Annotated in this window: 13 protein-coding genes and 3 rRNA genes; 1 reads left to right on the top strand and 15 read right to left on the bottom strand. The window is 67.4% G+C overall.

Annotation, left to right across the window (positions count from 1 at the left end):
• Positions 1–2: 2 nt before the first annotated feature.
• Complete coding sequence (locus Dac01nite_RS05810; RefSeq protein ID WP_203654255.1) at positions 3–653, bottom strand: helix-turn-helix transcriptional regulator; 651 nt, start codon at positions 651–653, stop codon at positions 3–5.
• A 176-nt stretch (positions 654–829) separates the two neighbouring features.
• On the opposite strand from Dac01nite_RS05810, the gene Dac01nite_RS05805 reads away from it, so the two are divergent.
• Positions 830–1,732: a COX15/CtaA family protein gene (locus Dac01nite_RS05805; protein ID WP_203654253.1), complete on the top strand. Its 903-nt coding sequence runs from the start codon at positions 830–832 to the stop codon at positions 1,730–1,732.
• A gap of 32 nt (positions 1,733–1,764) precedes the next feature.
• Here the strand turns inward: Dac01nite_RS05805 and Dac01nite_RS05800 are convergent, their stop codons facing one another.
• From Dac01nite_RS05800 to tyrS, 14 genes are all read right to left on the bottom strand, one after another.
• Entirely contained in the window at positions 1,765–2,406 is a 642-nt protein-coding gene (locus tag Dac01nite_RS05800; protein WP_203654251.1) for an NUDIX domain-containing protein, read from the bottom strand.
• A gap of 3 nt (positions 2,407–2,409) precedes the next feature.
• The gene (gene pyrG, locus Dac01nite_RS05795; RefSeq protein ID WP_203654249.1) at positions 2,410–4,107 is read right to left on the bottom strand and encodes a CTP synthase; all 1,698 of its coding nucleotides are present in this window, start codon (positions 4,105–4,107) and stop codon (positions 2,410–2,412) included.
• A 75-nt stretch (positions 4,108–4,182) separates the two neighbouring features.
• Positions 4,183–5,154 (bottom strand): copper transporter, encoded by a 972-nt coding sequence (locus Dac01nite_RS05790; protein ID WP_203654235.1) that lies wholly within the window; start codon positions 5,152–5,154, stop codon positions 4,183–4,185.
• On the bottom strand, positions 5,151–6,305 hold the full coding sequence (gene steA / locus Dac01nite_RS05785) for a putative cytokinetic ring protein SteA (RefSeq protein ID WP_203654226.1): 1,155 nt from the start codon (positions 6,303–6,305) through the stop codon (positions 5,151–5,153). Before steA ends, Dac01nite_RS05790 begins: the two co-directional genes overlap by 4 nt.
• A 4-nt stretch (positions 6,306–6,309) precedes the next feature.
• Positions 6,310–8,001: a DNA repair protein RecN gene (recN, locus tag Dac01nite_RS05780; protein ID WP_203654224.1), complete on the bottom strand. Its 1,692-nt coding sequence runs from the start codon at positions 7,999–8,001 to the stop codon at positions 6,310–6,312.
• Between the two features lie 2 nt (positions 8,002–8,003).
• Positions 8,004–8,939, bottom strand: a complete 936-nt coding sequence (locus Dac01nite_RS05775; protein WP_203654222.1) for an NAD kinase — start codon at positions 8,937–8,939, stop codon at positions 8,004–8,006.
• Positions 8,936–9,760, bottom strand: coding sequence for a TlyA family RNA methyltransferase (locus tag Dac01nite_RS05770; protein WP_203654215.1), 825 nt, complete (start codon positions 9,758–9,760; stop codon positions 8,936–8,938). Before Dac01nite_RS05770 ends, Dac01nite_RS05775 begins: the two co-directional genes overlap by 4 nt.
• A 7-nt stretch (positions 9,761–9,767) precedes the next feature.
• On the bottom strand, positions 9,768–9,938 hold the full coding sequence (locus Dac01nite_RS05765) for a hypothetical protein (protein WP_203654213.1): 171 nt from the start codon (positions 9,936–9,938) through the stop codon (positions 9,768–9,770).
• Entirely contained in the window at positions 9,931–10,968 is a 1,038-nt protein-coding gene (locus tag Dac01nite_RS05760) for an HAD-IIA family hydrolase (RefSeq protein ID WP_203654211.1), read from the bottom strand. The genes Dac01nite_RS05765 and Dac01nite_RS05760 overlap by 8 nt, the downstream gene beginning before the upstream one ends.
• The gene (locus Dac01nite_RS05755; RefSeq protein WP_239066538.1) at positions 10,965–11,699 is read right to left on the bottom strand and encodes a tetratricopeptide repeat protein; all 735 of its coding nucleotides are present in this window, start codon (positions 11,697–11,699) and stop codon (positions 10,965–10,967) included. The genes Dac01nite_RS05760 and Dac01nite_RS05755 overlap by 4 nt, the downstream gene beginning before the upstream one ends.
• A 660-nt stretch (positions 11,700–12,359) precedes the next feature.
• Positions 12,360–12,476 (bottom strand): 5S ribosomal RNA (gene rrf, locus Dac01nite_RS05750).
• Between the two features lie 69 nt (positions 12,477–12,545).
• Positions 12,546–15,644: ribosomal RNA gene (locus Dac01nite_RS05745) — 23S ribosomal RNA — on the bottom strand.
• Between the two features lie 348 nt (positions 15,645–15,992).
• A 16S ribosomal RNA gene (locus Dac01nite_RS05740) occupies positions 15,993–17,515 on the bottom strand.
• Together the 16S, 23S and 5S rRNA genes form the textbook arrangement of a ribosomal RNA operon.
• Before the next feature lie 734 nt (positions 17,516–18,249).
• Positions 18,250–19,515 (bottom strand): tyrosine--tRNA ligase, encoded by a 1,266-nt coding sequence (gene tyrS / locus Dac01nite_RS05735; RefSeq protein ID WP_203654203.1) that lies wholly within the window; start codon positions 19,513–19,515, stop codon positions 18,250–18,252.
• Between the last annotated feature and the right edge of the window lie 42 nt (positions 19,516–19,557).

Raw genomic sequence — 19,557 nt, 5'->3', positions numbered from 1 at the left:
GGTCATCCTTCCTTGGTGGTCACCGCAGCGACCGGGATGGTGGTGGTGCACACGTGGGCTCCGCCTGCCAGGGTGGACAGGCGCTGGACGTGGACGTCGAGGACGCGGGAGAAGGCACGGGCTTCCGCCTCGCACCACTCCGGGGCCTCTTCGGCGATGGACTGCACAGGGCAGTGGCCCTGGCACAGCTGAAGGGTGAAGCCGCCGGGGCCGGGGCGCACCGAGGTCGCGAAGCCCTGCTCGGCCAGGGCCTTGGACAGGGCGTCGACGCGCTCCCCCATGGATGCGTCCTGGGGCATCGAGGCGCGCAGGCGGATCTCGAGCTCGGCGGCCTTGGCCTCGACGAACTCGTCGAGCTGACCGTGCTCGCGCATGAACGCGACCGCGTCGACGGCGACCGACGAGTACGCCGTCGTGAGTGAGCGCTGGCCCTCGGTGGTCGCGACGTAGGACTTCGCCGGGCGTCCGCGTCCGCGCACGTGGGTGCCGGGCTGCTCGTGCTCGGTGATGAGCGCATCGTCGGAGAGCGCCGACAGGTGACGCCGCACTCCCGCGGGCGTGACGCCCAGCTCGTGCGCGAGCGTCGCGGCCGTGATGGGGCCGGCGGAGGCGATGAGGCCCAGCACCCGGTCGCGGGTGGTGTCTCCAGCCATGGCTCACTCCTCTCGCGGTCGAGTCGTCGGGGGGTTCAGATAGGACAACATTCTCGTTGCTCAAATAGTTCCCGGCAAGCAAGGGAAGCCTTACCTGAGTGTTGCGTAATTCGTCGCGCCATCGCGCCGCGAGCACGTCGGCCCGGCCTTCTGCTGGCGCCGCTTAGGATTGTGGGGTGCTGCAACGCCCCCTCGACTTCATCGCGCGCCACGGGCGCGGCTTCACGATCGCCAACATCCTCGCGCAGGGCGGCATCATCGTGACCGGCGGGCTGGTGAGGCTCACCGGCTCAGGGCTCGGCTGCTCGACGTGGCCGCAGTGCGAGCCCGGCAGCTTCACGCCTGAGTTCCACCCCGAGCAGTGGTTCCACCCGGCCGTGGAGTTCGGCAACCGCCTGCTGACCTTCGTGCTGGTCGCGGTGGCTCTGGGCGTCGCGATCGCCGTGTGGCGCAGCCGGCCGGAGCTGAGATGGTTCGGCCTGGTGCCGGGCATCGGCGTCATCATCCAGGCGGTCGTGGGCGGCATCAGCGTGCTCGTCCAGCTCCACCCGCTGGTGGTCGCGCCCCACCTGCTGCTGTCCACGGTCCTGGTCTGGTACGCCGTGTGGCTCGCGCTGAGGTACCGGCGCGCTCCGGAGCGCGCGGGAGCTCCGATGCCCTGGCACCGTCGGCTGCTGGCCGTCCTGGTCGCGGCGATCCTGTTCCTGGGCGCCCTGACCACGGGCGCGGGGCCTCACTCGGGCGACATCGACGCGACCGAGCGCCTGGACCTCGACCCCGAGCTCATCGCGCGCGTGCACGCGGCATCGGTCTGGGCCTTCATCGTGGTGCTGGCGGCGCTGATCTGGCGCGTGCGCGGGGACCGATCGGTGGGCGAGCGCGACGAGGTGCGTCGCGCGTGGATGGTGCTCGCCATCGTGACGCTCGCGCAGGGCGCGATCGGCTACGTCCAGTACTTCACAGGGCTGCCGGAGGCCGTGGTCGCCCTCCACCTCGCGGGTCTGGCGGTGTTCACCGCAGCGGCGGCGGCGGCGTACTACCTGCTGAGGGCCGCACCCACGCCCTCGCGGTCCGCCTAGCCCCTGCTGGGACGCGGCAGTGGACGCGCGCGTCAGCGCACCAGGCGCGTCGCTTCCGGGCGTGTCCACGGAGCATCGGGGGCGCGCAGCGACGTGTAGCCGTCGCGCCGTGCACGGTCCGTAGCGAGCAGGCCCGCCACCGCGGACGAGGACCGGATGCGGCCGTCGAGGATGGCCGCGACTGCGTCGTCCAGCGGCACCCAGGCGCCGATCATGTCGCGCTCCTCGTCGGTGCGCACGTGACGCTCGTGCTCCGGCACCTGCGCGATGTCGCGCGCCAGGTACACGCGGACCGCCTCGGAGGAGCCTCCTCCTGACGGACAGTAGTCCACGAGGGCGTGCCAGGTCGCCGCAGTGAGGTCGGCCTCCTCGTGCAGCTCGCGACGCGCGGCGTCCAGGGGCTGCTCGTCCGCCACGTCCAGCAGGCCTGCGGGGGGCTCCCAGCACTCGGCACCCACCGGGTGGCGATACTGACGCACCAGGTAGACCCGGTCCTCGGGATCGAGGGCGATGATCACCACCGCGCCGGTGTGACGCACGTAGTCGCGCGTGACGACGCCCGCCTCCCCCAGGTCGACCTCGTCGCTCGCGATGTCCCACACCTTGCCCACGAAGCGCTCGTGGGTGGTCAGGACGGGGCGCGAGCCCGGGACGTCGGCGAGCGGCTCGGTCACAGCTCAGGCGGTGGCGCTGGCGTCAGCGGCGGCCGGCTCGGAGGTTCCCTCGCGCACGGCCAGCGCGGCACCGATGAGCCCCGCGAACAAGGGGTGCGCCTTGGTGGGCCGCGACAGGAACTCCGGGTGAGCCTGCGTCGAGATGTAGTACGGGTGGGTCTCGCGTGGCAGCTCGACGAACTCGACGAGCTCGCGGTCGGGAGACTCGCCCGAGACCACCAGGCCCGCCTCCTCGAGCTGCTGGCGGTACTGGTTGTTCACCTCGTAACGATGGCGGTGACGCTCGCCCACAGCGGTCGCGCCGTACGTCTCGGCAGCCACCGAGCCGGCCTTGAGGACCGCCTGGTACTCGCCCAGGCGCATCGTGCCGCCCAGGTCGCCCTGGCCGTCGACGATCTCGAGCTGCTCCTCCATGGTCGCCACCACGGGGTGCGGGGTGTCGGGGTCGAACTCGGAGCTCGAGGCTCCCTCGAGACCCAGGACGTTGCGCGCGTACTCCATGACCATGGTCTGCAGGCCCAGGCAGATGCCCAGCGTGGGAACGCCGTTCTCGCGGGCCCAGCGCAGCGCGCCGATCTTCCCGTCCACGCCACGGATGCCGAACCCGCCGGGGACCAGCACCGCGTCCACGCCGCCGAGCGCCTTCTGGGCACCCTCGGGGGTCTGGCAGGTGTCCGAGGCCACCCAGCGGATGTTCACCTTCGCGTTGTGGTGGAAGCCGCCTGCGCGCAGCGCCTCCCCCACGGACAGGTACGCGTCGGGAAGGTCGATGTACTTGCCCACCAACGCCACCTCGACCTCGTGGGCCGGGCGGTGGACGCGGTTGAGCACGTCCTGCCACGCACCCCACTCGACGTCGTGGAACGGCAGGTTGAGGCGGCGCACCACGTAGGCGTCGAGGCCCTCGGAGTGCAGCACACGCGGGATGTCGTAGATGCTGGGCGCGTCGATCGCGTTGACGACGGCATCGGGCTCGACGTCGCACATCAGCGCGACCTTGTTCTTGACCGAGGGCTGCACGGGGCGGTCCGAGCGCAGCACGAGGGCGTCGGGCTGGATGCCGATGCTGCGCAGCGCCGCCACCGAGTGCTGCGTGGGCTTGGTCTTCTGCTCGCCGGAGGGGCCGATGAACGGCACGAGCGACACGTGCAGGAAGAACACGTGGTCGCGGCCCACGTCGTGACGCACCTGACGCGCCGCCTCGAGGAACGGCTGGGACTCGATGTCGCCCACGGTGCCGCCCACCTCGGTGATGATGACGTCGCAGTCGGGGCCGGCCTGCTCGCGCATGCGGCGCTTGATCTCGTCCGTGATGTGCGGGATCACCTGGACCGTGTCACCGAGGTACTCGCCGCGGCGCTCCTTCGCGATCACCTGCGAGTACACCTGACCCGTGGTGACGTTGGACGACGCGGAGAGCTTCACGTCGAGGAAGCGCTCGTAGTGGCCGATGTCCAGGTCGGTCTCGGCGCCGTCCTCGGTGACGAACACCTCGCCGTGCTGGAACGGGTTCATCGTGCCCGGATCCACGTTGAGGTAGGGATCGAGCTTCTGCATCGTCACGCGCAGGCCGCGGGAGCGCAGCAAGCGCCCCAGCGAGGATGCCGTGAGTCCCTTTCCCAGGGAGGACACGACGCCTCCCGTGACGAAGATGTGACGGGTGACATGGTCCGTGCCGGACGAGAATCGCGTTCGCTCCACGGGCTTCAATGCTAACAGTCTTTCCGGGGCGAGGGGCCCGTCGCCGCGCCGATGCGTGGACCGGGTCCGCGCGGATCAGCCACCCTGGGGCGGGACGAGCGTGCGACCCTCCCCCGGACCGTAGTGACCCACGGCACCCGCAGCGGCATCGGCGAGCGCGAGCGGCACGGAGATCTGGCCGTAGAAGCCGGTGCCCTCCACCACGGTCGCGACGCTCGCCGCTGCGTCGGGCGAGTTGAGCACCGCGCTGGGCACGTCGCCGGTCGCGTCCACTCCGGAGGCGACTGCCACCGCCTGGGCGTACTGAGCCATGATCGCGGCCACTGCGGCGATGGCTCCGGATGTCTCCGCACGCACGGCCTCGTCGTTGGATCCAGGACCGGCGATGAACGCCACGGACTGCACGGCGTCCGTCGAGACGCCGGAGACCAGGCCCGCCTCGGTGAGCAGGTCCATCAGCAGCGCCGAGCGGTCCGCGGCCGCCTCGGGGTCGGGGAAGTCCGTGCCCGCGAGGTCGGACTCGTCCGTGCCCGGCGGGTACACGCCCGGCATGAGCGCCTGTGCGAGCGCGTGCGCGAGCACCGTGGACGGCGAGGTGGTCTCGTCGACCCCCAGCACGTTCGGAGCGATGGTCGAGGCGAGCGATGACCGGAACGCCGTCTGCGACGGATCCGTCCACAGCGGCTCGATGGTCAGCTCTGCGTTGACCGTCGCCCCGGCCTGGACGATGCGGTCGCGCACGCCCGCGGCGTCCTCGGCCGAGGGATCCATGGCCTGGACCGTCGCCACGGACGTGCCCAGCAGCCTCCCGGTCAGCAGCCCAGGCGCGGACTCGTCCGCGTACTGGCGTCCGGTGGTGGTCTGCGCCTGCGCGGCAGCGACCTCGTCCTCGGCGGTCGCGAGATCGGCCTCGAGCTGGTCGATCTGCTCCGTCAGTCCGCCCACGAACGCGTCGCGCATGGGCCCGGAGCCCAGCACGACGCCCACCGCGAGCGCGAGGAACACGGCGACCAGCGAGACCACGTGATAGCGGAAGTCCTTCATCATGCTCCTCCGAACCATCCGACGACGGTGGCCCACACATCCTCGAGCCATGCGCGCCCGCCGGGGGTGACCCACACGGCCGCTCCCAGCGCCAGCAACGCGCTGAGCACCAGGGCGACGAGCGTCCACGGCGAGTACCGATGCCGGTAGAGCTGCACCACCGCGGGCGCGTCCACGATCGCGCGTCCGGCCTGCAGGCGCGCCAGGAACATCCCCGAGGCGTCCGTGTGCGCGGACTCGAGGTAGTCCTGCAGCGTGGCCTCGACGCCCACCGTGACGATCACGTCCGCTCCCCCTGCCTCCGCGATGAGGATCGCGAGGGCGGCCGAGGGCAGCGACGACTGCGAGGTCGTGTGCCGCAGGCCCAGCGCGTCGACCCGCGCCTGGCCCGTGGGCCCACCGTGAGGATCGTGGAGCACCACCTCGTCCGCCGCCTTGAGCGCGTCGTCACGCACCCCCTCGACGTCGCCGATGATCAGGTGAGGCGAGGATGCGAGGTCGAGCGTCGCATCGGCCGCATCGCCCACTGCGATGAGGATGGGCCTGCGGTCGCGCAGGTAGCGGCGAATCTCTCGCAGCTGCTCGCGGTGCCGGTAGCCGGCGGCGATGACCACCACGTGCCGGCCGCCCATGTCGACTCCGACGTCGGGAAGACCGGAGCCATGCAGGATCGTGTCGGACTCGCGCTCGACGTGGTCCAGCGCGTTCGCCGTGAAGGTCGCGAGCTGGACCTTGAGCCCATCGATCGCTCCCGTCGTGAGGTCCTCGAGGGCGTCAGCGTCCACGCGCGCGCCCTCCGCGACCACGTCGCCGTCGACCATCACGCGTGCGCCCTCGATGGTCGCCGGGGTGCCGTCCTTGCAGCCCAGCACCGCAGAGCCCACGTCGTCGATCAGCACGATTCCCGCATCGAGCAGCACCCGCGGGCCGCCCGTCGGGAACCGGCCGGACATCGACTGGCGCACGTTCACGACGGCGGCGGGCTGGCGGGCTGCGAGCGACTCGGCCGCCTTCTGGTCGAGGTCGAGCACGTCGATGACGGCGACGTCGCCGGCCCTCAGCCGGCGCGCGAGTGCACGCACGCTCGGCTCGATTCGCAGAGGTCCGGTGATGGTGCCGTCGCTCGCGCTCGCATGAGGCACAGAGCGATTCATGCGCTCATCGTCGCACGCCGGAGGCCTCCAGCAGCTCAAGCGCGTGGGCGCGTGCCGTGGCCGAATCCTCCTGGCCCGACAGCAGGCGCGCGATCTCCTCGACACGCGCGTCCGCCTCCACCGCGGTGACCTGCGCGCGGGTCACGGAGCCGTCCGTCGCCTTGGCGACCACCACGTGGGTGTCGGCGAAGGAGGCCACCTGCGCGAGGTGCGTCACCACGATCACCTGGTGCGTCTGGGCGAGCGCCGCGAGGCGGCCGCCGACCGCGACGGCGGCCTTGCCCCCCACACCGGCGTCCACCTCGTCGAACACGAAGGTGCGGGGTCCCTCATGCGTGGAGTGCGCCAGGGCGACCTCGAGCGCCAGCATGATCCGGGACAGCTCGCCGCCGCTGGCGGCCTCGGCGATGGGCCGATGCGGCGCCCCAGGATGCGAGGCGAGCGTCATGGCGACGGCGTCCGCGCCGTGCGGCGCAGGGTCGATCGGCTCGACGGCCACCGCGAAGTCGGCGTCTGGCATCGCGAGCTGGGCGAGCTCCTCGCGCACGGCGGCGGCGAGGCGCGTGGCCGCGTCGCGACGACCGGCGCTCAGCCGCTCGGCGGCCTCCTCGAGGGCGGACCGCGTGCTCGCCACGGCGGCGCGGCGCTCCACGAGGGTCTCGTCCCACGCGTCGTCCTCGGCGACTCGCGCACGCGCGTGCTCGGCGTGCTCGAGCACCCCGGCGAGATCGGGAACGCCGATGCGCCGCATGAGGCCAGCCAGATCCGAGCGGCGCTGGTGGATCTCGTCCAGCCGCGCCGGGTCGGCGTCGAGTCCTTCGAGGTAGGACGCGAGCTCCGTGACGAGGTCGCCGGCACCGTAGGCGAGGCTCGCGAGCCGCTCGTCGAGCGCACCGAGCGCGTCGTCGTGGCGGGCCGCGTCGCCCAGGGCGCGGCGGGCTGCCTCGAGCGCCGCGACGGCCGTGAACTCGTCGTCTCCCCCGAGCGCGGCGTGCGCGGACGCGACTCCCGTGCGGACGTCCTCCGCATTCTCGAGCACGCGCGCCTGGGCGGCGAGCTCCTCGTCCTCCCCCGGCTGCGGCGCGAGCGCGTCGATGGCGTCGAGGTCGTCTCGCAGCCGGACCACTTCTGCGCGAGCCGCCTGCGCACCGTCCTCCATGCGCGCCAGCGCAGCGCTCGCCTCGGTCCACGCGGTCCACGCATGGCGGTACTCGGCGACGGTGCCCTTGTGGTCGTCGCCGGCGTACGCGTCGAGCGTGTCGCGCTGGCGTGCTGGCGTCCGCAGCCGCGCCTGATCGTGCTGGCCGTGGACCGTGACGAGCTCGGCCGCGACGTCCGCGAGCAGCGCCTGCGGGACCGTGCGCCCGCCGATCACGGTGCGGGAGCGCCGACTCGCGCCCACGGTTCGCGCGACGATGACGGTGCCGTCGTCGTCGACCTCGACTCCCGCCTCGGCCAGCCGCTGGGCGATCGCACCGTCGCGAGGGGCGTCGAGCACCGCCTCGGCCAGCGCCGCATCGGCTCCTGCGCGGACAGTCTCGGGGACGGCCTTCGCGCCCAGGATCAGACCCAGCCCGGTGAGCACCATGGTCTTGCCGGCGCCGGTCTCCCCCGTGACGCAGGTCAGGCCCGGGCCCACCTCGATCCGCGCGGACTCGATGACGCCCAGGTCCGTGATGCTGAGTTCGTGGAGCACTCTCAGCCGTCCTCGTCCGGCGGGGCGGAGTCGCGGGCGGGCGAGCCGGGGCTCGGCGCGGTCGAGCCGTGGATCTCCCGTCCGATGGGCGTGGGGTGCGCGCGCTCGCCGCGCCACCCGTCGGTGGGCAGCGAGAACTTCTTGACGAGCCGCTCCGTGAACGGCGCGTCGGACATGCGGGCCAAGCGCACCCCGTGGATGCCGCGGCGCACCTCGATGAGGCAGCCCCGGCCGGTGTCGATGCTGCGCGAGCCGTCGAGCACCACCTGGCCCTTGGACTCGGAGGATGCGACCACCTCGATCTGGAACGAGGACTCGGGGCCCACCACGAGCGGGCGCGCGAACAGTGCATGGGCGGCCAGCGGGACGCACAGCAACGCGTCGACGTCGGGCCACATCACGGGCCCGCCGGCGGAGAAGGCGTGCGCGGTCGATCCCGTCGCGGTCGCGATCACCAGGCCGTCGCAGCCGAAGCTCGACAGCGGCAGCCCGTCGACGGCGAGAGACACCTCGAGGGTCCGGAGGCGATTCGCGCGCTCGACGGTCGCCTCGTTCAGCGCCCAGCCGGTCGCGACGGAGCCGTCCTCGCGGGTCACGCTCACCCGCAGCGTGCCACGCTCCTCGACGGTGTAGTCCCCGTCCGCGAGTCGCTGCGCGGCGGTGGCGACGTCCTCCCGCTCCAGCTCGGCGAGGAATCCCACCCGGCCCAGGTTCACCCCGAGCAGCGGGATTCCCGTGCCGTGCGTCCGCTCGGCGGCGTGCAGCATGGTGCCGTCGCCGCCGAGGACCAGCGCTGCCTCGATGGGGTCGGAGACTCCCGCCGTGAAGTCCGTGCAGGTCTCGATCCCCGCCGCGCCCAGCACGCGCGCCGCCTCCGCACCCGCCTCGATCGTTCCGGGACGCCGGGGGTTCGCGATGATCAGGATCCTGCGGGTCATCGGTCTCCTTCCACCTCTCGTGCGATCGCGTGGTCGAGCGCGCTGTCGACGAGGACGGGACGCTCGGGCCTGTGGGGCCTAGCCTGCCATGCTCCACCGCCCCACACGAAGAACTCCACATTCCCCTGAGGACCAGGCAGAGCGCTGCGTGCGACATCGTGAACGGCGATGCCCGCCGCGGACATCGCGTCGGCGACGCCTCTCACGGCGGATGCTCGGGCGCGGGGGTCGGTCACGACGCCCCGAGCGCTCAGCTTGGAGCGTCCCACCTCGAACTGCGGCTTGACCATCAGCACGAACTCGGCGTGCGCATCGGCCGTGCGCACGAGCGACGGAAGCACGAGCGTGAGCGAGATGAACGAGAGGTCCGCGACGACCACCTGTGCGCCGGTGCCGGGGCCACCGGGCGCGAGGTCCCTGACGTTCATGCCCTCGGTGACGGTCACTCGGGGATCCGCCCGCAGCGAGCCGACGAGCTGGCCATGTCCCACGTCGACGGCATCGACGCGGGCGGCCCCTCGCTCGAGCAGCACCTGGGTGAAGCCGCCGGTCGACGCACCTGCGTCGAGAGCGTGCGCGCCGGCGACATCGAGGCCCAGCGGGGCGCACGCATCGAGCGCGCCGAGCAGCTTGTGCGCGGCGCGAGAGACATAGTGGACGGAGTCAGGTGCGACGGCCAGCTCGGCGGCATCCGGCGCCTCCGAGGCGGCACGGGTGACCACGACGCCGTCGACGGTGACGGCGCCGGCGGCGATCAGCTCCTGGGCGTGCGAGCGCGATCGAGCGAGGCCGCGCGCAGCGAGCGCGCGGTCCAGCCGCATGAGCGCCCTACTGCTCCTCGCGCATGCGCGTGGACAGCGAGTCCTGGATCTTGTCGAAGAACTCGGCCTGCTTGTCGAGGTCCTCGGGCAGCTCCGTGACGGCGTTGAGGGCCTCGCGGACCTCGGCCGGATACTTGACCTCGCCCAGCGGCTCGCGCTGATCCTTGATGTCATTCATAGGACGAGGGTACTCCCAGGTCAGGAAGGCTCTCAACATCGACGTCGCGGCCGTAGTCCGCGGTCGCCCAGGCGGCGGCGCACGCCGCCCGTGCGGGGTCGAGCCCATCGGCCGAGCCGTCGCCATCGCTCTCGACGTGAAGCCGCCCTGCGGCGACCCATGCGGTGGCCGCGCCCACGGTCCATCGGTCCCCGTGACGCCGAGGCTCGGGGTGTGCCATCGCCAGGGCGGTCAGGTCCAGTCCGAGGAAGGCGGGACGGTGCTCGGGAGGCGCCAGGATCGCGTCACGCACGCCGTCGACGCCCGTCATCACCTGCAGTCCGGGATACCCGGCGGCGCGCGCGCCCTTCAGGTCCGTGTCGAGCCGATCACCCACCACCAGGGGGCGCGAGGCGCTGGCCTTCTGGGCCGCGAGGCGGAACATCGCCGGCTCGGGCTTGCCAGCACCCGGCGGCTCCACGCCCGTTGCCGTCACCACCACGTTGACCAGCGCGCCGTTGCCGGGAGCCGTGCCGCGCTCGTTGGGGATGGTGAGGTCCTTGTTGGAGGCGAAGAAGCGCGCGCCGGCCGAGATCGCGTAGGACGCCTCGGCGAGCTCCTTCCACGAGACATCGGGAGAGAAGCCCTGCACGACGGCGTCCGGCCCGTCGTGCGCGCTGTCGACGATGCGGTATCCCGCCTCGGTGACCGCGGTGCGCAGCCCTGCTCCGCCCACGACGTAGACGCTCGACCCTGCCGGCAGCGACTCGAGCATCAGTGCGGCTGCGGCCTGCGCTGCGGTCATCACCTCGTCCTGCGCCGCGGGGATGGACAGGCTGGTGAGGTGCTCTGCGACCGTGGCGGGCTCGCGGGAAGCGTTGTTGGTGACGAACACGACCCGCATGCCGGCCGCGCGCGCGGCGTCGAGCGCCGCAGGAGCGGTAGGGATGGCGTGCGGCCCCCGGTACGCGACGCCGTCGAGGTCGACGAGCGCCGCGTCGAAGGCGTTCTGCAGCGGCTCCGCGCTGCCCAGCAGGGACGATGAGGTCACGAACGGGCCTCCGGGGCGTCGTCGGAGGTGGCGGGATCGGGAGAGGCGGGGTCGGGCTCGGCCACGGGTTCAGGGAGCTCGGCCACGTCGTACACCGTGATGTCGAAGTCGAGGTCGGGCTCCACCTCGCTCGAGGGCACGCGTGCCTCCAGCTCATCCGCCTCGTCGTGTCGATCGAGCGCCCGCAGGGCGGTCACCGTCGCGGCGTCGATGCGTGCACGGAGCTGTGCATCCGCCGTCTCGAGGCGCCGCAGGGACACCAGCGCGGCTGCAGGGTCGCCCATGTCGACGCGCGCGCCCGCCACCACGATCTCGAGCTCCACGGTGCCGCGCGGACCGAGGTCGGACGCCTCCGGCGAGCGCGCGAGGTCGATCGCGCGCTCCGGGCGGCCCATCCCCCGTTCGCAGTCGGCCATGAGCGGCAGGTGCTCGTTGGATCCGTTGAGGCGACGCACGGTGCGGAACTCGCGCAGCGCCTCAGCGTAGCGTCCGGTGGCATAGGCCGCGAGGGCGTTCGCCTCGCGCACGACGTCCACACGCCCGCCGCGGGCCACCGCCACCTGGGCGTGCTGATAGGCGAGCTCGGGGTCGAGGTCGAGCAGCGACCCCACCATCACGAGGTGGCGTGCCACGTCCTCCGCGTTGTCCTTGCTGAGAGTGCGCAGACGTCCTCGTACGCTGCGGTCGAGCAGCGCACCGGTCACGTCCTCGGGCACGTCAGGAGCGTCCACGTGCGGTCTCTGGGTGGTCCGATCGCCACGACGCGAACCGTCGTCACGGGAACCGGTCCGGTCGTCGCGCCGCACGCGGTCCTGGGGACGCCCCGATGCGCGATCGTCGCCCGAGCGCGGCCCTCCGCGGCGATCGTCCGGGCGGCCGCCGCGTGACGGACCCCGCCTGTCGCCATCGCGCGGCGGACGGCTCCCGAAGCGGTCGGAACCTGTCGCACGCGGGCCACCGCCGCCTCGCCCTCCCCGGGAGTCCGGGTCTCGGCGCGGGCGTGACCCCTGGCTGCCGCGGGAGTCTCCGCCGTCGCCGGCGCGAGCGGGGCGCGAGCCGTACGAGCCCCGGTTCGAGCCGGACCCCTGCTGTGATGGCCGGGATCCACGATCGCCGCGGTCCGATGGCGCCCGATCGCGCCCGCGTCCGCCGCTCGAGGGCGCGCGGTCGTCCCTCGTGGGGCGCGAGCTGCGTGCTGAGTCTCCGCCGGAACGCCCGGATGGGGCTCGTCCCGAGCCCGCGGGCTGCTGGTCGTCGCCGCTGTCGCGGTCCGGTCCTTCAGAGGAGGCCATGGTGCTCCGATCGATGCTTGCCGGCGCCGTGCGCCTGGGACGATTCTTGCGGAAATGACGAAGGGCCGCCCAGCGTTGGGCGGCCCTTCGTAGAAGAATGTCCCGCTGCGACCTACTCTCCCACACCCTCACGAGTGCAGTACCATCGGCGCTGAGAGGCTTAGCTTCCGGGTTCGGAATGGAGCCGGGCGTTTCCCTCTCGCTATGGCAGCGGAAACTCTATGGAGATATCAGTACCCGACCGTATCTCGGGAACCGCACAGTGGACGCGTAGCATTAATGATTAAAGTCAAGTTATCGGCCTATTAGTACCGGTCAGCTTCAAGAGTCTTTAGTCCTCTCTTCCACATCCGGCCTATCAACCCAGTGGTCTGCTGGGGGCCTCTCGAGCCGAAGCTCATGGAAATCTCATCTTGAGACCGGCTTCCCGCTTAGATGCTTTCAGCGGTTATCCGTTCCGAACGTAGCCAACCAGCCGTGCTCCTGGCGGAACAACTGGCACACCAGAGGTTCGTCCATCCCGGTCCTCTCGTACTAGGGACAGATTCTCTCAAATTTCCTGCGCGCGCAGCGGATAGGGACCGAACTGTCTCACGACGTTCTAAACCCAGCTCGCGTACCGCTTTAATGGGCGAACAGCCCAACCCTTGGGACCAACTCCAGCCCCAGGATGCGACGAGCCGACATCGAGGTGCCAAACCATGCCGTCGATATGGACTCTTGGGCAGGATCAGCCTGTTATCCCCGGGGTACCTTTTATCCGTTGAGCGCTGGCGCTTCCACATGCCACCAGCGGGTCACTAGTCCCGACTTTCGTCCCTGCTCGACCTGTCAGTCTCACAGTCAAGCTCCCTTGTACACTTGCACTCGCCACCTGATTGCCAACCAGGCTGAGGGAACCTTTGGGCGCCTCCGTTACTCTTTGGGAGGCAACCGCCCCAGTTAAACTACCCACCAGGCACTGTCCCTGATCCGGATTACGGACCGAGGTTAGATATCCAGAGTGATCAGAGTGGTATTTCAACAATGACTCCACCAATACTGGCGTATCGGCTTCAAAGTCTCCCACCTATCCTACACAAACCACACCGAATACCAATACCAAGCTATAGTAAAGGTCCCGGGGTCTTTCCGTCCTGCTGCGCGTAACGAGCATCTTTACTCGTAGTGCAATTTCGCCGAGTTCGCGGTTGAGACAGCGGAGAAGTCGTTACGCCATTCGTGCAGGTCGGAACTTACCCGACAAGGAATTTCGCTACCTTAGGATGGTTATAGTTACCACCGCCGTTTACTGGGGCTTAAATTCAGAGCTTCGCCTTGCGGCTGACCCTTCCTCTTAACCTTCCAGCACCGGGCAGGCGTCAGTCCGTATACATCGTCTTGCGACTTCGCACGGACCTGTGTTTTTAGTAAACAGTCGCTTCTCCCTGGTCTCTGCGGCCTTCAAACGCTCACGATCGCAAGGACCGATCACGCCTCAGGCCCCCCTTCTCCCGAAGTTACGGGGGCATTTTGCCGAGTTCCTTAACCACGATTCACTCGATCGCCTTAGTATTCTCTACCTGACCACCTGAGTCGGTTTGGGGTACGGGCGGCTAGAACCTCGCGCCGAGGTTTTTCTTGGCAGCATAGGATCACCGGTTTCCCACTGATGTGGTCACCATCGGCTCTCAGGCACATGAGCTGCGGATTTGCCTACAGCTCGCCCTACGACCTTAGACGTGGACTACCATCGCCACGCCCGGCTACCTTCCTGCGTCACCCCTGTTAATACGCTTGCCTACTACGGTTTTGGGTCGCGCGCTACTCCACCGCTCCCCGAAGGGTTGAGTGGCATCGGGCGCTTAGCTTCATCCGATTCAGCATGGGCGGTTCTTCGCCGGTACGGGAATATCAACCCGTTGTCCATCGACTACGCCTGTCGGCCTCGCCTTAGGTCCCGACTTACCCAGGGCGGATTAACCTGGCCCTGGAACCCTTGGTCATTCGGCGGACGGGTTTCTCACCCGTCTTTCGCTACTCATGCCTGCATTCTCACTCGTGTGGCGTCCACCGCTGGGTTACCCCGCGACTTCACTCGCCACACGACGCTCCCCTACCCATCCACACGCTTGGATCCGAAGACCAGGCAGTGTGTGAATGACACAACTTCGGCGGTGTACTTGAGCCCCGCTACATTGTCGGCGCGGAATCACTTGACCAGTGAGCTATTACGCACTCTTTCAAGGGTGGCTGCTTCTAAGCCAACCTCCTGGTTGTCTGTGCAACTCCACATCCTTTCCCACTTAGCACACGCTTAGGGGCCTTAGTTGGTGTTCTGGGCTGTTTCCCTCTCGACTATGAAGCTTATCCCCCACAGTCTCACTGCTGCGCTCTCACTTACCGGCATTCGGAGTTTGGCTGACGTCAGTAACCTGGTGGGGCCCATTGGCCATCCAGTAGCTCTACCTCCGGTAAGAAACACGCAACGCTGCACCTAAATGCATTTCGGGGAGAACCAGCTATCACGAAGTTTGATTGGCCTTTCACCCCTATCCACAGCTCATCCCCTCGGTTTTCAACCCAAGTGGGTTCGGTCCTCCACGCGGTCTTACCCGCGCTTCAACCTGGCCATGGATAGATCACTTCGCTTCGGGTCTAGACCCGGCGACTCAATCGCCCTATTCGGACTCGCTTTCGCTACGGCTGCCCCTCACGGGTTAACCTTGCCACCGAGCACTAACTCGCAGGCTCATTCTTCAAAAGGCACGCCGTCACCCCTGCTAGGGAGGCTCCGACGGATTGTAAGCACACGGTTTCAGGTACTATTTCACTCCCCTCTCGGGGTACTTTTCACCTTTCCCTCACGGTACTGTTCCGCTATCGGTCAGAAGGTAGTATTTAGGCTTACAGAGTGGTCTCTGCGGATTCACACGGGATTTCTCGGGCCCCGTGCTACTTGGGATGACTCTCAGGAGTCCGCGCAATTTCGTCTACGGGGGTTACACCCTCTGTGCCGGGCCTTTCAATGCCCTTCGACTATCACGCGGATTTCTGACTCCTTGAGAGAGCGGCAGCTCCCTCTGTGAGGTCCCACAACCCCGTCAACGCAACGCCTGCCGGCTATCACACGCTGACGGTTTGGCCTGTTCCGCTTTCGCTCGCCACTACTCACGGAATATCTCTTCCTGTCGGTACTGAGATGTTTCACTTCCCGACGTTCCCTCCGCTCGCCCTATGTGTTCAGGCGAGGGTCACTGGACATGACTCCAGCGGGGTTTCCCCATTCGGACATCCTCGGATCGAAGCTTGTTTGCCAGCTCCCCGAGGCTTATCGCAGGCTACAACGTCCTTCATCGGCTCCTTCTGCCAAGGCATCCACCATGTGCTCTTAAAAACTTGACTACAGAAATCAAAGATGCTCGCGTCCACTATGCAGTTCTCAAGGTACGGGCGGGCTCACCTTCTTCTGGCGCCTGCCGTGCGAAGCACGGTGGTTCATCCAGATCCAGTGATCCGTCCAGTCAGTCATCGTGACCGACCTGAGGTTGAGCGTGACGCCCGATCCCTCAGGACCCAACAGTGTGCCGTGCATTCGCCGTGCGTTTCTCATGGTTCCAACCCCGAGGGGCGTACTGATGAGACGCTCGCAGCGTCATGCCTAGTCGATGTTCCATCCGTGAGCTCTCGCCGGCCTACGTATGAGGCCGATGCGAGTCCTGGACAGCTCGAGAGCTGCCAAGTGCTCCTTAGAAAGGAGGTGATCCAGCCGCACCTTCCGGTACGGCTACCTTGTTACGACTTAGTCCCAATCGCCAATCCCACCTTAGACGTCTCCCTCCCAAAAGGGTTGGGCCGACGGCTTCGGGTGTTACCGACTTTCGTGACTTGACGGGCGGTGTGTACAAGGCCCGGGAACGTATTCACCGCAGCGTTGCTGATCTGCGATTACTAGCGACTCCAACTTCATGAGGTCGAGTTGCAGACCTCAATCCGAACTGAGACCGGCTTTTTGGGATTCGCTCCACCTTGCGGTATTGCAGCCCTTTGTACCGGCCATTGTAGCATGCGTGAAGCCCAAGACATAAGGGGCATGATGATTTGACGTCATCCCCACCTTCCTCCGAGTTGACCCCGGCAGTCTCCTATGAGTCCCCACCATTACGTGCTGGCAACATAGGACGAGGGTTGCGCTCGTTGCGGGACTTAACCCAACATCTCACGACACGAGCTGACGACAACCATGCACCACCTGTATACCCCCCCGAAGGACTCCCTATCTCTAGGGATAAAGGGTATATGTCAAGCCTTGGTAAGGTTCTTCGCGTTGCATCGAATTAATCCGCATGCTCCGCCGCTTGTGCGGGCCCCCGTCAATTCCTTTGAGTTTTAGCCTTGCGGCCGTACTCCCCAGGCGGGGCACTTAATGCGTTAGCTGCGACGCGGAACTCATGGAAAGAGCCCCACATCTAGTGCCCACCGTTTACGGCATGGACTACCAGGGTATCTAATCCTGTTCGCTCCCCATGCTTTCGCTCCTCAGCGTCAGTTGTGGCCCAGAGACCTGCCTTCGCCATTGGTGTTCCTCCTGATATCTGCGCATTCCACCGCTACACCAGGAATTCCAGTCTCCCCTACCACACTCTAGTCTGCCCGTACCCACTGCAGGCCCGAGGTTGAGCCTCGGGTTTTCACAGCAGACGCGACAGACCGCCTACGAGCTCTTTACGCCCAATAATTCCGGACAACGCTTGCGCCCTACGTATTACCGCGGCTGCTGGCACGTAGTTAGCCGGCGCTTCTTCTGCAGGTACCGTCACTTTCGCTTCTTCCCTGCTGAAAGGGGTTTACAACCCGAAGGCCTTCATCCCCCACGCGGCGTCGCTGCATCAGGCTTGCGCCCATTGTGCAATATTCCCCACTGCTGCCTCCCGTAGGAGTCTGGACCGTGTCTCAGTTCCAGTGTGGCCGGTCGCCCTCTCAGGCCGGCTACCCGTCGTCGCCTTGGTGAGCCGTTACCTCACCAACAAGCTGATAGGCCGCGAGTCCATCCCAGACCGAAATTCTTTCCAGACAATGACCATGCGGTCTCGTCTCGTATCCGGTATTAGACCTCGTTTCCAAGGCTTATCCCAGAGTCTGGGGCAGGTTACTCACGTGTTACTCACCCGTTCGCCACTGATCCACGAGAGCAAGCTCTCGCTTCACCGTTCGACTTGCATGTGTTAAGCACGCCGCCAGCGTTCGTCCTGAGCCAGGATCAAACTCTCCGTTAATGTTTGATAGCAATCCGGCTAGGCCGGTTCACATACAATACGAAGTGGTTCCGAGGAACCGTTTAATCTCTAGCTTCGAACAAAATGTCACTGACATTTCGTTGTCTACCAAAGGAATCCTGCATCGCGATGATCGAGCCGAAGCTCTCTCGCCGTGATGCCGGAGGTTTTGGCATCGACTATGTGGCACACTGTTGAGTTCTCAAGGTTCGGACGCGCACCAATCACTGCTCTTTCGAGCGAGTGGTTTGGGGCAACCCTTCAAAGTTACCGGTTCGTTTCCGACTTGTCAAATCGCACTATCGGCGATTTTTGTCGTTCCCGTTTTGGCAACTCATCTAAGTTACTCGCCCGTTTCCACCCTGTCAAATCGCGCTTTCTGCGATCCTGACCGGCTGGACCCGTTCGGGCAACCCTACCAACTTACCCCTTGTTCATGTTCCTGTCAAATCGCTGTGTCAGCGTGTCTGTCAGTCCCGATCCCGCGGGGGCTCTCCATCGTACATCACCTCGGGCGCGCTTGCGACCGCTGTTCTGTGCTGATGGGGAGCTGTCATGGGGCTTCTCGTGGCCTTCTGCAGTCCTCCGAGAAGCGCTTCCGTCGTTGGCAGCGAGGAAGACATTACGGCCCGGTGAACCCCAAGTCAAATCGGGGCGTGCCGGGCGTGTCGCGGCCTCTGCGACACGGAAGCCCCTGCTATTCGACGGGTGTGTCGCTGATGCGGGTGCGTCCGTCAGCGGACGGACCGCACAAGTGCCACAGATTTCTTGCCGCGCCTGAGCACGTACCAGCCTCCTGCAAGCGGGGGCAGGGCGTCCACGGAGGCATCCTGATCGCTCACCTTGGCGTTGTTCACGTACGCGCCGCCGTCCTGCACCGCGCGCCGGGCATCGGAGCGCGACGCGACGATGCCGCTGGTGACAAGAGCATCGATCACGGTGGCGCCGGCCCGCAGGTCGGTTCCCCCCAGCTCCTGCGCGCAACCCTCCAGCGTGGCGGCATCGAGCCCGTCCAGGTCTCCCCGGCCGAACAGCGCCTGCGAGGCGGTGACCACGGCATCGGCCGCAGCGGCACCATGCACGAGCGCGGTGACCTCCCAGGCCAGGGTTCGCTGCGCCTCCCGCTTGAACGGCTCCTGGGCGACAGCGGTCTCGAGGGCCTCGATCTCCTCACGCGACAGGAACGTGAACACCTTCAGGTACATCACCACGTCCGCATCGGCAGCGTTGACCCAGAACTGGTAGAAGGCGTATGGGCTCGTCATCTCGGGGTCGAGCCACACGGTGCCCGCCTCCGTCTTGCCGAACTTCGTGCCATCAGCCTTCGTGATGAGCGGTGTGGCCAGCGCGTGCACGCTGGTCCCCTCCGCCTTGCGCGTCAGCTCGGTGCCGGCCGTGAGGTTGCCCCACTGGTCGGAGCCGCCGGTCTGCAGCGTGCAGCCGAAGCGCCGATGCAGCTCGAGGTAGTCCATGCCCTGCAGCACCTGGTACGAGAACTCGGTGTACGAGATGCCCTCGTCAGAGTTGAGCCGGCGAGCGACGGTGTCCTTCGCGATCATCGTGCCGAGACGGAAGTGACGGCCCACGTCGCGCAACAGCTCGATCGCGGTCATGTCCTTGGTCCAGTCGTAGTTGTTGACCATGCGCGCTGCGGCGTCGCCCTCGAAGTCGAGGAAGGGCTCGATCTGCCCGCGGATGCGCTCGACCCACTCGTGCACCGTCTCGACGGGATTGAGCGTGCGCTCGCCCGTCATCTTGGGATCGCCGATGAGCCCGGTCGCCCCGCCCACGAGCAGGAGCGGGAGGTTGCCCGCCTGCTGGAACCGCTTGACCGTGAGGATCTGCACCAGGTTGCCGATGTGCAGGCTAGGTGCCGTGGGATCGAATCCGCAGTAGAGGGTGACCGGCCCCTCGTCGAGGTGGGCGCGAAGCTCGTCGTCGCCGGTGGTCTGGGAGATCAGCCCGCGCCAGGCGAGCTCGTCGAGGATGTGCTCAGTCATGATGGGGCCATTGTGCCAGCCCACGTGGACGAGCGGTCGCGG

Origin of the sequence: Demequina activiva (genome assembly GCF_016862815.1) — a bacterium.
Taxonomy (GTDB): domain Bacteria; phylum Actinomycetota; class Actinomycetes; order Actinomycetales; family Demequinaceae; genus Demequina; species Demequina activiva.
The sequence above is the reverse complement of the archived record's forward strand: the minus strand, read 5'-3'. Positions and strand labels throughout refer to the sequence as shown.

Bases quoted from the DNA above. Each gene is read 5' to 3' on its own strand.
- Dac01nite_RS05810 (WP_203654255.1), bottom strand. From the start codon at position 653: ATGGCTGGAGACACCACCCGCGACCGGGTGCTGGGCCTCATCGCCTCC.
- Dac01nite_RS05790 (WP_203654235.1), bottom strand. From the start codon at position 5,154: ATGATGAAGGACTTCCGCTATCACGTGGTCTCGCTGGTCGCCGTGTTC.
- steA (WP_203654226.1), bottom strand. From the start codon at position 6,305: ATGAATCGCTCTGTGCCTCATGCGAGCGCGAGCGACGGCACCATCACC.
- Dac01nite_RS05775 (WP_203654222.1), bottom strand. From the start codon at position 8,939: ATGACCCGCAGGATCCTGATCATCGCGAACCCCCGGCGTCCCGGAACG.
- Dac01nite_RS05770 (WP_203654215.1), bottom strand. From the start codon at position 9,760: ATGCGGCTGGACCGCGCGCTCGCTGCGCGCGGCCTCGCTCGATCGCGC.
- Dac01nite_RS05765 (WP_203654213.1), bottom strand. From the start codon at position 9,938: ATGAATGACATCAAGGATCAGCGCGAGCCGCTGGGCGAGGTCAAGTAT.
- tyrS (WP_203654203.1), bottom strand. From the start codon at position 19,515: ATGACTGAGCACATCCTCGACGAGCTCGCCTGGCGCGGGCTGATCTCC.